We start from the raw sequence: 12319 nt of genomic DNA, 5'->3' as shown, positions 1-12319 counted from the left end.
TCGATACGCTGGCCGGTGACGCGCACAGGCTTACCCTGACGGCGGCCGAAGGTATGCAGCTTCTGGCTTTTCGTACCGGCGGGTCCTTTGAGCCGCACGATCACGACGCGCACGCAGAGCATAACGCTCATGACAGCCAGGACGAGGATCATGCGCATGAAGATCAAGCCGGGCATTCAGATGAGGACCATGCGCATGATACCCCGGAGCAAGCAGGGGCAGAAAAGGCGCATGACGAACATGATCACGCCGGTGACGCTGACCCGCACATCTGGCTGGACCCGCAGAACGCTCAGGCGATCCTGACTGCCGTTGCCGGAACGCTGGCAAAGCTTGATCCGGCCAATGCAGCACTTTACCGCGAAAATGCGCGCGCCGGACGCGAGGAGATCGCTCAGGCCGCAGCGCAGGTCGCCGACCGGATGTCGGCCCTCAGGGACATCCCGTTTATCGTCTTTCACGACGCGTTTTATTACTTCGAGGCTCGGTTCGGGCTGAGCGCACGTGCTGCCGTCAGCCTTGCGCATGGCCAGGGCGCCAGTGCCGGACACCTCAGCCATGTGCGCGGGGTTGTCCGGGAAACGGGCGCTGTCTGCGTGATGGCCGAACCGCCGGTGCAGCAGGGGCTGATCGATGCAATTACCGGTGACGGTGATCAGCGGGTAGAGGCCATCAGCCCGCTGACAGGAGAAAACCCAAGGGGAAAATGGACTTACAACGCGTTTCTCATGCAGATCGCAGAGGCTTTCCGGCGCTGCCTCGCGCCGGCATGATGCTGCCCGCCGGGTAAAGGTATTCCAAAAAAAGGACCCCGCGGGGGAAACGCGGGGCCCGGTACGCACAAAGTCTACTGGCTAATCCCGTCAGACGGCGATCCTGCCACCGCCTTGTTTTGTGACGACCACCACCGAGGGGCGCGGTGGCATGGCCGGGTCGAAATCCGGCCAGCGGGTGGCCGGATCCTCAAAGGTCGAGTTGCGTTCGAAGCCTTTGAAGTCCTTGGTTCCGTCGGTCCCGGGGTGCTGCACCGCCAGGAACAGTGTCTCGCCGCTGTCGTGGAAGTAGGGACCGCAAAGTTCCCCGCCCACGGGGCAGCGGAAGAACAGGCGCGAGGTGCCGCGCAGATCTCCGGTTGTTTCCAGCCCGTAAAGACCGTCCGATTTGCCGGTTTTGCCCCAGCTCGACCCCTGATCCGTGGAGATCCAGAGCCGGCCTTCCGCGTCGATGGCGCAGTTGTCCGGTGAGCCGAACCAGCCGTTCTCTGATGTTTCCGGATTCCACTGCGCGCCGACCTCTTCAATGGCCGGATCGCCGCATTTCACCAGAATAGACCATGTGCCTGAGGTGGCGGCATGGTCCTGTCCGTCTTCCCTGATCTCGATTATGTGACCAAAGGAGCTTTCGGGCCGCGGATTGGCCGCGTTCACCTCTTCTGCAGTACGCCGGGTATTGTTGGTCAGCATCAGATAGGCGGTGCCGTCCGGGCCGGGCTGTGCATCCTCGGGGCGATCCATCGGGGTGGCCCCAAGCAGATCGGCCGCAATACGCGTGTCGATCATAACATCGGCCTGGCTGTTAAACCCGTTTTCTGCCGTCAGCGGCCCCTGACCATGCACCAGTGGCAGCCAGGCGACAGTTCCGTCCTCGTCAAAACGCGCCACATAGAGCGTGCCGTCCGAGAAAAGCGGGCTGTTGAAGACGGCTGTTTCATCGGTGATCGTACCGCCGGAGATATATTTGTACTGATAGTCAAAGCGGTTATCGTCGCCGGAATAGATCACGAGGTGGCCGTCTTTTGACACGGTTGTCTCAGCTCCCTCATGCCGGAACCGCCCCAGAGCCGTGTGTTTGACCGGCATCGCATCTGGGTTGCGCGGGTCCACTTCGACGACCCAGCCGTATTTATTGGGCATATTGGGCTCTTTGTCGACATTCCAGCGGTCGTAATATTTGCCCCAGGCGTACCAGCTTCCGGGCACACCGTAGCGGCCATAAGAGGTGCTTTCGGGGTTGCCGCTGTCGATGACCGCTTTGCCGTCGGCGTCGACATTATCGGTCCAGAAGTAGCCGTGGAAGTTCTCCTCAGCCATCAGGTAAGTGCCCCAGGGGGTCATGCCGCCCGCGCAGTTGTTGATGGTACCCATCACCGATGTCCCGTCGGGGTCATCGTTGGTTTTCAGGCGGTCGTGGCCGGCGGCCGGGCCACTCAGCGTCATTTCCGTATTCAGCGGTGTGATCCGGCGGTTATAGCGGCTGTCGCGCACCAGTGACCATTTGCCATCTGCGCCCTGTGCGATCTCGACCACGGTACCACCATGGGCCGCCATTTCGATCTCGACCAGTTCTTTGGTCATATTGGCAAAGCCGTCGCGGTCCTGGCGGCCGATCTCGGGGAACATGACCTCTTCGTTGGTATATTCGTGGTTCACACACAAAAGGCCGCGGGTGCCTTCGTCGTTGAGCGCGGTAAAGCCGACATAGTCATTATTGTAACCGAACTGCTTCAGCTGCGCGTCAGCTGTCTGGTTCATCACATCGAATTCGGGCGCATCTGCCGTGATCGGATCGCCCCAGCGCAGCAGAATATCGGCGTTATAGCCCTCCGCGATGTGGTGCGTTTCGTCGTTGCCCCAGGAGAGTTCGTCAAAGTTGTAGCGCCCTGCGGCGGCAGCAGATGCCTGTTTCGGCGCAATCATCGCCGAGGTGCCAAAGAGCGCGGTCGTGGCGCTCACGCCCAGAATGCCGCGCATCACGTCGCGCCGGCCATAGCGGCGGTTGATCACATCGCCGATCGTCCGGCTCAGGTTCGGGTTCGTCGGAATGTCGTCAAATGCCTCAAACGCTTCGGCTTTGTTACCGAATTCAGGGTCATTGATAATTTCTTTGCGGTTCATGTGCAGCATCTCCCGGTTGCATCTTCTGGGGTAACGGCGCGGGCGAATCCCAACCGGCCGGACCTGAGTTCTGAATGCCCTGTTGGTATGACGGTGTTGTGACAGCCCCCGCGTCACGCTTCAACCTTGTCGGGAAATCAGAATAAATGCAATGCTTCTGATTGCTGCTGGCCGCTTCTTATACGCCGGCTGCTTTTCAGCTCAGCGCGCTCAGAAGCCCGGGAATGCTCTTTTTGAAGGCGAAAAAACCGCGGGTTGCCCGGGGCCATGCGGCCCGGTCGGTTTCCCGCATAATCGTCACGATCCGCGGCGCACCCTCATGCGCAGCAAAGCGCCGCACCTGATCTGCCACCGGTCCGACCGGGGCGAAAGGCGTCACAATCTGATCCAGATTTTCTTCCCGGGCCCAGATCATCAGTGCCTCTGCATCCTCCAGTACGGCAATACTGCCGTCTGCGGCCGGCATGTGCCGCGTCTGTGCATCCTGTGACGCAGCGGCACGAAAAGCGGCGATACGGGGGGCAGGGGCCAGCGGCGTGAACCCGGTCTGCGGCGCCATGACGGCATGAGACGCAGCTTTCATGGCCTGAAAGGCAAAGCCGGGGCTCAGGTCTTCCTCGTGCATCAGAAACCCGGTCCGCAGAGCGGGATCGGGCCGCACCGGATCAGGCAGGGGCAAGGGTTCGGGCACCGCTGGTGCTTCACGCGCGGGCGCCTCTCCGGCAAGCTGCCATTTCGGGTGAAAACGGCCCCCGGTGAATTTTGAAATATTCGATGTGCGGGCCAGATAGGTTTTGCCAGGCGTCTGAATGCCCGCCACCCAGCGCCAGCCCAGCGTATTGGACGCAGGATCACCATCAAGCAGATGCCGCAGAAAGAAATCTGCGCCCAGCTCCCAGGGCAGCTCCAGCGTGAAAATCCAGATCGACGCAAACCACATCCGCGCGTGATTATGCAGATAGCCGGTCTCTGCCAGCTCCTGTGCCCAGGCATTGAAGCAGTCGATGTCCGTCTCGCCCTGGCAGGCAGCCTCCCAGCGGTCACGCAGCCCGCTTTGCGTCTGCACCTCGTTAAGCTTTGCGCGCAGCGCGCGCTGGTACTGGTCCCAGACACCCGGCCGCATCTCGAGCCAGCCCTTCCAGTAGGTGCGCCAGTACACTTCCTGGATAAACTTTTCCGAAGCTGACGCGGAATGTCGCCCCAGAACAGCCCGCAACACCTCTTCTTCTGTGATCAGCCGGCAGCGCAGATAAGGCGACAGACCCGACACGCTGACATGCCGTCCGGGGCCGTGATCAAAATTGCGCCCCGCGGCATAATCGCGCCCGGCGCGGGGCACAAAGGCCTGCAGCCGTTCGAGAGCGGTAGTGCGGTCGGGGGGGAAGGTTGAAACTGCGTCCATCGCACGCCATCTAGGCCCGGAAAGGCGGTGATCAACCATCACCTTCCGGAACCCTGCCAAAACCTCACCCGGCCCCCCTTGCAGCCCCCCGGTGGCAATACTAAGGTTTCATCAACAGTCCGTCGGGTATGGTCCCGGGGACAACAGCAGACAGGCACCCCACATGAAAGATCCGATCGAAACATACATGAATCTTGTCCCGATGGTGGTCGAGCAGACAAGCCGGGGCGAGCGCGCCTACGACATCTTCTCGCGCCTCCTGAAAGAGCGGATCATCTTTCTCAGCGGACCCGTGCACGACGGGATGTCGTCGCTGATTGTGGCGCAGTTGCTGCATCTTGAGGCGGAAAATCCGTCCAAGGAAATCTCGATGTATATCAACAGCCCCGGTGGCGTTGTGACCTCGGGTCTGTCGATCTATGACACGATGCAGTACATCCGGCCCAAGGTCTCTACGCTGGTGATCGGGCAGGCGGCCTCCATGGGATCGCTGCTGCTGACCGCGGGCGAGGCGGGCATGCGCTTTTCCCTGCCCAACAGCCGCGTGATGGTGCATCAGCCGTCGGGCGGGTACCAGGGCCAGGCGACAGACATCATGATCCACGCCCAGGAGACCCAGAAGCTCAAAACGCGCCTGAATGAAATTTATGTCCGCCATACCGGCCAGACCCTCAAAAAGATCGAAGCCGCTCTTGAGCGCGACAACTTTATGTCGCCCGAGGAATCGAAAGAATTCGGCCTGATTGACGAGATTGTTGAAAGCCGCGGCAAGGCAGACGACGAAAGCTGATCAGGAAAGCAACATCAGCAGGGCAAGCATGCTGCGTTTACCATTTTGCGATTGTGGACCTGCCGGTGCTGTCCTAAGCTGACATAACCACCTCAACCGGCATGCCGTTCGGGCGTGCAGGCTCCGATACTAAAGACCTGAAAGGGTTGATATGGCGACGAATTCGACCGGTGACAGCAAAAACACGCTTTATTGCAGTTTCTGCGGCAAGAGCCAGCATGAAGTTCGCAAGCTGATCGCGGGCCCGACCGTATTCATCTGTGATGAATGCGTCGAACTCTGCATGGATATCATCCGCGAAGAGACCAAAGCTTCCGGATTGAAATCGACCGACGGCGTGCCGACCCCCAAAGACATCTGCGCAGTGCTCGACGATTATGTGATCGGTCAGGCGATGGCCAAACGGGTGCTGTCGGTGGCGGTGCACAATCACTATAAGCGTCTTAATCACGCCCAGAAGGGCGGCGAGATCGAACTGGCAAAATCCAACATTCTGCTGATCGGCCCCACGGGCTGCGGCAAAACGCTGCTGGCGCAGACGCTGGCGCGAATTCTGGACGTGCCCTTTACCATGGCCGACGCCACCACCCTGACCGAAGCGGGGTATGTGGGTGAGGATGTGGAGAACATCATCCTCAAATTGCTGCAGTCCTCGGAATACAATGTGGAGCGCGCGCAGCGCGGCATCGTCTATATCGATGAGGTCGATAAGATCACCCGGAAATCCGAGAACCCCTCGATCACCCGTGACGTATCGGGCGAGGGTGTACAGCAGGCGTTGCTGAAGCTGATGGAAGGCACCGTGGCAAGCGTGCCGCCTCAGGGCGGGCGTAAACATCCGCAGCAGGAATTCCTGCAGGTGGACACCACGAACATCCTGTTCATTTGTGGAGGGGCCTTTGCCGGTCTGGACAAGATCATTGCCGCCCGCGGTAAGGGCTCGGCCATGGGCTTTGGCGCGGATGTACGCGACAATGATGCGCGCGGTATCGGTGAGATCTTCACCGATCTGGAGCCGGAAGACCTGCTCAAATTTGGTCTGATCCCTGAATTTGTCGGGCGTTTGCCTGTGCTGGCGACGCTTGAGGATCTGGACGAAGATGCGCTGGTGACGATCCTGACACAGCCCAAGAACGCACTGGTCAAACAGTACCAGCGTCTGTTCGAGCTGGAAGACACGCAGCTCAGCTTTACTGACGACGCGCTGCAGGCGATTGCCAAACGTGCTATCGAGCGCAAAACCGGTGCGCGTGGCCTGCGATCGATCCTGGAAGACATCCTTCTGGACACTATGTTCGAATTGCCGGGGCTGGATTCAGTTGCCGAAGTGGTCGTGAATGAGGAAGCGGTGATGTCTGATGCCGCCCCCCTGATGATCCACACCGATGCTGCCAAAGAACCTGCCAGCGCGGGCTGATCCCGGCATCGACACACAAAACAGCGATAAGGCAGGTCTGGTCTGGCCTGTCTTTCATTTCCCTGACAGCGGCCTGATCAACCGGACCCCGCCGGATGTGCAACAGCCGTGACCCTGACAGACCTGAAGAGACCATAATACGCGAGGACATTCTGCAATGCCGGTTGAACGCATCCGCTCGGGCGGAGAATTTGAAACCAGAGTGGGCTATTGCCGTGCGGTCGTTGCGGGCGGCTGGGTTCATGTGGCGGGCACAGTCGGGCAGGGCGACGGCGTCACAGAGCAGTGCGCGGATGCGCTCAGAACTATCGAAAAAGCCCTGAACGAAGCAGGATGCCGGTTCTGCGATGTGGTGCGGGTGACCTATATGCTTCCGGATCGCGCAGATTTTGAACCCTGCTGGCCTATGCTGTCGGCGGCTTTCGGTGAAAATCCGCCCGCCGCCACAATGATCGAATGCGGGCTGATTGACCCGAAATACCGCATTGAGATCGAAGTGACAGCCCTTATGCCCGGCGCCGGGTGATCGCATGAGAAAGCGGGTGCTCACATCGCCATCCGGCTGGACCTTATCTCCTGTTTCCGGCATATGTGGTGCAACAATGCGACCGGAGAAAAACCCATGGGCATTCTGAACTCATTGCTGCGTGCCGTCACCTGGTGGAACGGGCAGACGCTGAATACGCAGCTCTGGACATCGCGCCACGGCGTGAAGGTCGGCGAGGACACTCAGGGCAACATTTTTTACGAAAACAAAGACAAATCGCGCCGCTGGGTGATCTATAACGGTGAGGCCGAAGCCAGCCGGGTTGATCCGGACTGGCACGGCTGGCTGCATCACACCTGGGACGCGCCGCCAACTGACAAACCCCTTGTGCATAAGCCCTGGGAAAAACCCCATCTGGAAAATCTAACAGGCACCCCGCTTGCGTATGCACCTAAAGGGTCGATCCGCAGATCTGATCCTGAGCCGCGCAGTGATTACGAGGCCTGGTCGCCGGAGTAACACCCATGTCCGAAAACACCACCGAAGTTCTGACTGGCGCGGCTGTGTTGGCCGCCGCCGTAGCCTTTGTGGTCTATGCAGGCCAGGTCGCGGAATTCTCCGGCGGCTCGGCAAGTTATCCGCTGGAGGCGAGCTTTCGCAGCCTTGAAGGCGTCGGTGTGGGCACCGATGTCCGGCTTGCAGGCGTGCGCGTCGGGCAGGTAACGGATGTCATTCTCAACTCCGAAACCTACCGTGCCGACACCACAGTATCTGTGGTGCAGGGCATTGAGATCCCGGACGATTCCGCGATCGTGATTTCTTCTGAAGGGCTGCTGGGTGGCAATTTCGTCGAAATCGTACCCGGCGGATCACCGTTTTTCTACGAATCCGGCGATACCATCGAGGATACACAGGGCGCGGTCAGTCTGATCAGCCTGTTGCTGAAGTTCGTGAGCGGCCAGTCCGAATGATGCGGGTCATGGCATTGATGCTGATGCTCCTTGCGGTGCCGGCGGAGGCACAGCAGCGCGTTACCGAGGCACCGGGCGTTGTTCTGCGCGGGCTCGATAAGATTAACGGCCTGCTCTACGACATCGAAATGTCTACCGGACAAACTGCCGAGTTCGGCGATCTGCGCATTGAGCTTACATCGTGCCGCTATCCGGCAGGCAACCCGTCGGGCGATGCCTTTGCCGCGCTTAAGATTTCGGATGCAAACCGCGGTACGGAACTGTTCTCGGGCTGGATGATCGCCTCGACACCGGCTCTGTCAGCGATGGATCATTCGCGCTATGACATCTGGGTCATGCGCTGTGCCACTTCCTGAGGGCTGCGCACGGGTGGGCGCAGAAAGTCAGCCTGTTGTCCGACGGCTTTTCCAAGCGCATGCTGATACTGCGCCCGCGTGACCTCAATCCCGCCGAGCCGTGCCAGATGCTCTGTCAGAAACTGCGTATCAAACAGCATAAAACCTGCATCGTTTAACCGGTCCACCAGGCAGGCCAGCGCAATTTTAGACGCATTGGTGCGCCGTGAAAACATACTCTCCCCGAAAAACGCAGCCCCCAGCACGACCCCGTAAACCCCTCCTACCAGCGCGCCATCCTCGCGGATTTCCAGCGAATGGGCTTGTCTGCGGGCCTGTAAGGCGATGTAAAGATTTCGGATTTCAGCGTTGATCCAGGTATCCTGCCGGTCGGCACATCCGTCCACCACGCCGGCAAAATCCTCATCGATCGTCACCTCAAAGCTGCTCTGCCGCATGGCACGGCGAAGCGAGCGCGAGGCGTGAAATCCTTTCAGAGGCATCACGCCGCGGCGCTGCGGGTCCACCCAGAAAATCTCGGGATCATCGCGCCGCTCTGCCATCGGAAAGATACCGGTGGCATAGCCCTGCATCAGCAGATCAGGTGTAAGGCCCATTGCTCCGGCAGGTCAGCTGCTGCTGAGATTGGTCTCCAACCAATGCTCCAGCCAGTGGATATTATATGCGCCGGAAAGCACCGCCTCCTCGGCCAGCAGCGCGTGAAAAAGTGGCACGGTGGTGTCCACACCATCTACAATCAGCTCGCCCAGAGCGCGGTAAAGACGCGCGAGCGCTTCGGGCCGGTCCCGTCCGTGCACGATCAGTTTGCCGATCAGGCTGTCGTAATAGGGCGGGATCGAATAGCCGTCATAAAGCGCACTGTCCATCCGCACACCCAGACCACCGGGCGCATGATACTGCGTGATCCGTCCCGGACAGGGTGAGAAATTAGGCAGTTTTTCCGCGTTGATGCGCACCTCAATGGCATGACCGTTGATTTTCAGGTCTTCCTGTTGGAAAGACATCTCCATCCCGGCGGCAACGCGGATCTGTTCGCGCACCAGGTCGACCCCGAAAATGGCCTCAGTAACGGGGTGTTCGACCTGCAGACGGGTGTTCATCTCGATGAAATAGAACTCGCCGTTCTCGTAGAGAAACTCGATCGTGCCCGCGCCGATGTAGTTGATGCGCGCCACGGCCTCGGCGCAGGTTTTACCGATCGCGGCACGTTCTTCGGGCGAGATTGCGGGGCCGGGGGCCTCTTCAAAAACCTTCTGGTGGCGCCGCTGCAAAGAGCAGTCGCGCTCTCCCAGATGCACCGCGCGGCCCTTGCCGTCGCCAAAGACCTGGATCTCGATGTGCCGCGGCGTGGTCAGGTATTTCTCGATGTAAACTTCGTCATTGCCAAAGTTGGATTTGCCCTCGGCGCGGGCCGTGTGGAATGCTTTTTCCATTTCGCCGGCGTTTTTGGCAACTTTCATACCCCTTCCGCCGCCGCCTGCGGTGGCTTTGATGATCACCGGATAACCGATCTCTTCGCCAATGCGCTTTGCATCTTCCAGCGTTTCCACGCCGCCCTCGGAGCCGGGCACGCAGGGCACGCCGAGATTGCGCATGGTTTCTTTGGCCGTGATCTTGTCACCCATGACGCGGATGTGCTCGGCTGTGGGCCCGATAAACGTGAGGTCATGGTCTTCCACAACCTGCACAAAGCCTGCGTTTTCGGACAAAAAGCCATAGCCCGGATGGATCGCCTCGGCGCCCGTGATCTCGCAGGCGGAAATAATCGCAGGGATCGACAGATAACTCTGAGGCGAGGGGGGCGGTCCGATGCAGACGGATTCGTCGGCCATCCGCACATGCATCGCATCGCTGTCAGCGGTGGAATGAACCGCAACCGTGCCAATGCCCATTTCGCGCGCGGCGCGGACAACCCGCAGGGCAATTTCACCGCGGTTGGCGATCAGGATCTTTTTAAACATGGGCCTGCCCTCCTATTCGAGGATGACGAGCGGTGCGCCAAACTCCACAGCAGCGCCGTCCTCGACCACGATCCGTTTGATCGTGCCGGCCCTCGGCGCGGGGATGTGGTTCATGGTCTTCATAGCTTCGACAATCAGCAGAGTGTCGCCTTCAGAAACTGTCGCGCCGACGCTGATAAAGGGCGGAGAGCCGGGTTCGGCCTGCATATAGACTGTGCCCACCATCGGCGATGTGACCGCGCCGGGGTGGCTTGCCGGATCATCGCTGGTCTCTGCGGCGGGGGCAGGAGCGGCGGCGTTGACCGGTGCGGCGGCGGGCGCTGCCATCGGGGCGGGCGAAGAGACCTGGGTCACCACCTGTTGCTGCTGGTGACGGCTGACCCGAACGTTCAGGCTGTCATCGGCGCCGTAGTCGCGTTTCACCTGAAGCTCAGTCAGATCGTTTTCGCGCAGCAATTCAGCCAGGGCCTGAATAAAGGCCACGTCAGCATCATGGTTCTTTTTAGTCATGTAAGTCCTCAACCATTCGGGGGAGCCTTGTTTTAACCGGCCCTTCATCCTGCATTTCCCTTATAGGCGAAGGGTTACGCCATGGAAACCCGCCTGTTGCACCGGCGTCGCACCCGGATAAAACTGCCATTGTAAGGAGCTTTTCCAATGAATCTTGCCCACTGGCTCGCCCGCACCGCGACACAGAACCCCACCCGTCCCGCCCTTTTTTCCGGGCGCGACTGTGTTGCTGACTATGGTACGTTTTTCGAACGTGCCCGTGCGGTGGCCGGATGGCTGCAGGCGCGGGGCATCTGCCCCGGCGACCGGGTCGCGATCTTTATGAAGAACACGCCCGACTATCTCATTGTCTTTTACGGCGTCTGGATTGCAGGGGCGGCGGTGGTGCCGGTCAATGCCAAACTGCACGTGCGAGAGGCGGAGTATATCATCGGCCATGCCGGAGCGGGCATCGTCTTTGCCTCACCCGGACAGGACGACGGTCTGAATAAATCCGCAGCAGAGGTGATCACTGTGCCGGGCCCGGATTTTGAAGAAATCGTCGCGCACGATACGGCCACAGACATCATTACCCGCGACTCCGGCGATCTGGCCTGGCTTTTTTACACATCAGGGACCACCGGCAAGCCAAAAGGCGTGATGATTACCTTTCGCATGCTGATGTCGATGAGCCTGTGTTATCCGCTGGATGCCGATCAGGTCCTGGGCGCCGACGCGACGCTTTATGCAGCGCCGATGAGCCACGGGGCCGGTATTTACAACATAATGCATGTGCGTGCGGGTGCGCGTCATGTCTGTCCGCCTTCGGGCGGCTTTGATCCTGCTGAAATCTTCGGTCTGGCAGCGCATTTCGGCTCGGTTCAGCTGTTTGCGGCTCCGACGATGGTACAGCGGATGACACGGGTGGCGCGCGCCACGGGGCAGTCGGGCGACGGCCTGCGCACGGTCATTTATGCCGGCGGTCCCATGTATAATGCCGATATCATCGAAGCGGTCGACACCTTCGGGCCGGTTTTTGTGCAGATCTATGGTCAGGGCGAATGCCCGATGGGAATCACGGTGCTGAGCCGTGATGACGTCGCGGACCGCAGCCATCCGAACTGGGCCGCGCGCCTTCAGTCTGTCGGGCGGGCTCAGTCGGCGGTGGAGGTGATGATCGGCGACAGCGACGGCCATCCGGTACCTACAGGCACCCATGGCGAGATCATGGTACGCGGTGATACCGTGATGCCAGGCTATCGCAACAACCCGGAGGCGAACGCGAAAACCCTGAAGGATGGCTGGCTGATGACCGGAGACATGGGGTTTCTTGATGCTGGCGGATACCTGACCCTGCAGGACCGGTCCAAAGACATGATTATCACCGGGGGCTCGAACGTCTATCCGCGCGAAGTGGAAGAAGTGTTGCTGACCGACCCGGCGGTCGAGGAAGTCTCGGTGGTCGGTCACGCGCATCCGGAATGGGGCGAGGAGGTCGTCGCATTTGTGGCGGGAAAAGTTGACGAGGCGCGGCTGGACCGGTTGTGCCTGG

At 60.0% G+C, this 12319-nt stretch carries 13 protein-coding genes; 8 read left to right on the top strand and 5 right to left on the bottom strand.

What is annotated here, in order from left to right; translation table 11 throughout:
• Positions 1-773, top strand: a 773-nt coding sequence (locus Q0M35_RS13105; RefSeq protein ID WP_295316012.1) for a zinc ABC transporter substrate-binding protein, incomplete at its 5' end; no start/stop codon positions are given.
• 90 nt (positions 774-863) lie between these two features.
• Here the strand turns inward: Q0M35_RS13105 and Q0M35_RS13100 are convergent.
• Positions 864-2894 carry a PhoX family phosphatase gene (locus tag Q0M35_RS13100; RefSeq protein ID WP_295316008.1) on the bottom strand — a complete coding sequence of 677 codons (2031 nt, stop codon included), beginning with the start codon at positions 2892-2894 and terminating at the stop codon, positions 864-866.
• 196 nt (positions 2895-3090) lie between these two features.
• On the bottom strand, positions 3091-4296 hold the full coding sequence (locus tag Q0M35_RS13095; RefSeq protein WP_295316006.1) for an FAD-binding domain-containing protein: 1206 nt from the start codon (positions 4294-4296) through the stop codon (positions 3091-3093).
• Positions 4297-4459: 163 nt separating this feature from the next.
• Here Q0M35_RS13095 and Q0M35_RS13090 point away from each other — a divergent pair, with 163 nt between their 5' ends.
• The 6 genes from Q0M35_RS13090 (at position 4460) to Q0M35_RS13065 (ending at position 8317) form a co-directional block, all read left to right on the top strand.
• Complete coding sequence (locus Q0M35_RS13090; RefSeq protein WP_295316004.1) at positions 4460-5086, top strand: ATP-dependent Clp protease proteolytic subunit; 627 nt, start codon at positions 4460-4462, stop codon at positions 5084-5086.
• Between the two features lie 151 nt (positions 5087-5237).
• Positions 5238-6503, top strand: coding sequence for an ATP-dependent Clp protease ATP-binding subunit ClpX (gene clpX / locus Q0M35_RS13085; RefSeq protein ID WP_295316000.1), 1266 nt, complete (start codon positions 5238-5240; stop codon positions 6501-6503).
• A gap of 157 nt (positions 6504-6660) precedes the next feature.
• Positions 6661-7029 (top strand): RidA family protein, encoded by a 369-nt coding sequence (locus Q0M35_RS13080; RefSeq protein WP_295315996.1) that lies wholly within the window; start codon positions 6661-6663, stop codon positions 7027-7029.
• Between the two features lie 96 nt (positions 7030-7125).
• Positions 7126-7509, top strand: a complete 384-nt coding sequence (locus tag Q0M35_RS13075) for an NADH:ubiquinone oxidoreductase subunit NDUFA12 (protein WP_295315993.1) — start codon at positions 7126-7128, stop codon at positions 7507-7509.
• Positions 7510-7514: 5 nt separating this feature from the next.
• Positions 7515-7961, top strand: a complete 447-nt coding sequence (gene mlaD, locus Q0M35_RS13070) for an outer membrane lipid asymmetry maintenance protein MlaD (RefSeq protein WP_295315991.1) — start codon at positions 7515-7517, stop codon at positions 7959-7961.
• Positions 7962-7969: 8 nt separating this feature from the next.
• Complete coding sequence (locus Q0M35_RS13065; protein ID WP_366519661.1) at positions 7970-8317, top strand: DUF2155 domain-containing protein; 348 nt, start codon at positions 7970-7972, stop codon at positions 8315-8317.
• Here Q0M35_RS13065 and aat read toward each other — a convergent pair.
• The 3 genes from aat to accB are packed head-to-tail and all read right to left on the bottom strand — an operon-like array spanning position 8281 to position 10788.
• Positions 8281-8913 (bottom strand): leucyl/phenylalanyl-tRNA--protein transferase, encoded by a 633-nt coding sequence (aat, locus tag Q0M35_RS13060; RefSeq protein ID WP_295315989.1) that lies wholly within the window; start codon positions 8911-8913, stop codon positions 8281-8283. The genes Q0M35_RS13065 and aat overlap by 37 nt on opposite strands.
• A 12-nt stretch (positions 8914-8925) precedes the next feature.
• Positions 8926-10278, bottom strand: coding sequence for an acetyl-CoA carboxylase biotin carboxylase subunit (accC, locus tag Q0M35_RS13055; RefSeq protein ID WP_295315987.1), 1353 nt, complete (start codon positions 10276-10278; stop codon positions 8926-8928).
• Positions 10279-10290: 12 nt separating this feature from the next.
• Positions 10291-10788 (bottom strand): acetyl-CoA carboxylase biotin carboxyl carrier protein, encoded by a 498-nt coding sequence (accB, locus tag Q0M35_RS13050; RefSeq protein WP_295315985.1) that lies wholly within the window; start codon positions 10786-10788, stop codon positions 10291-10293.
• Positions 10789-10935: 147 nt separating this feature from the next.
• On the opposite strand from accB, the gene Q0M35_RS13045 reads away from it, so the two are divergent.
• The coding region (locus tag Q0M35_RS13045) for an AMP-binding protein (protein ID WP_295315983.1) at positions 10936-12319 on the top strand (1384 nt) is incomplete at its 3' end.

This window comes from Roseobacter sp., assembly GCF_024639605.1.
GTDB lineage: Bacteria > Pseudomonadota > Alphaproteobacteria > Rhodobacterales > Rhodobacteraceae > Roseobacter.
Note: the sequence above shows the minus strand (reverse complement) of the source record. Positions and strands in the feature narration are given on the sequence as shown.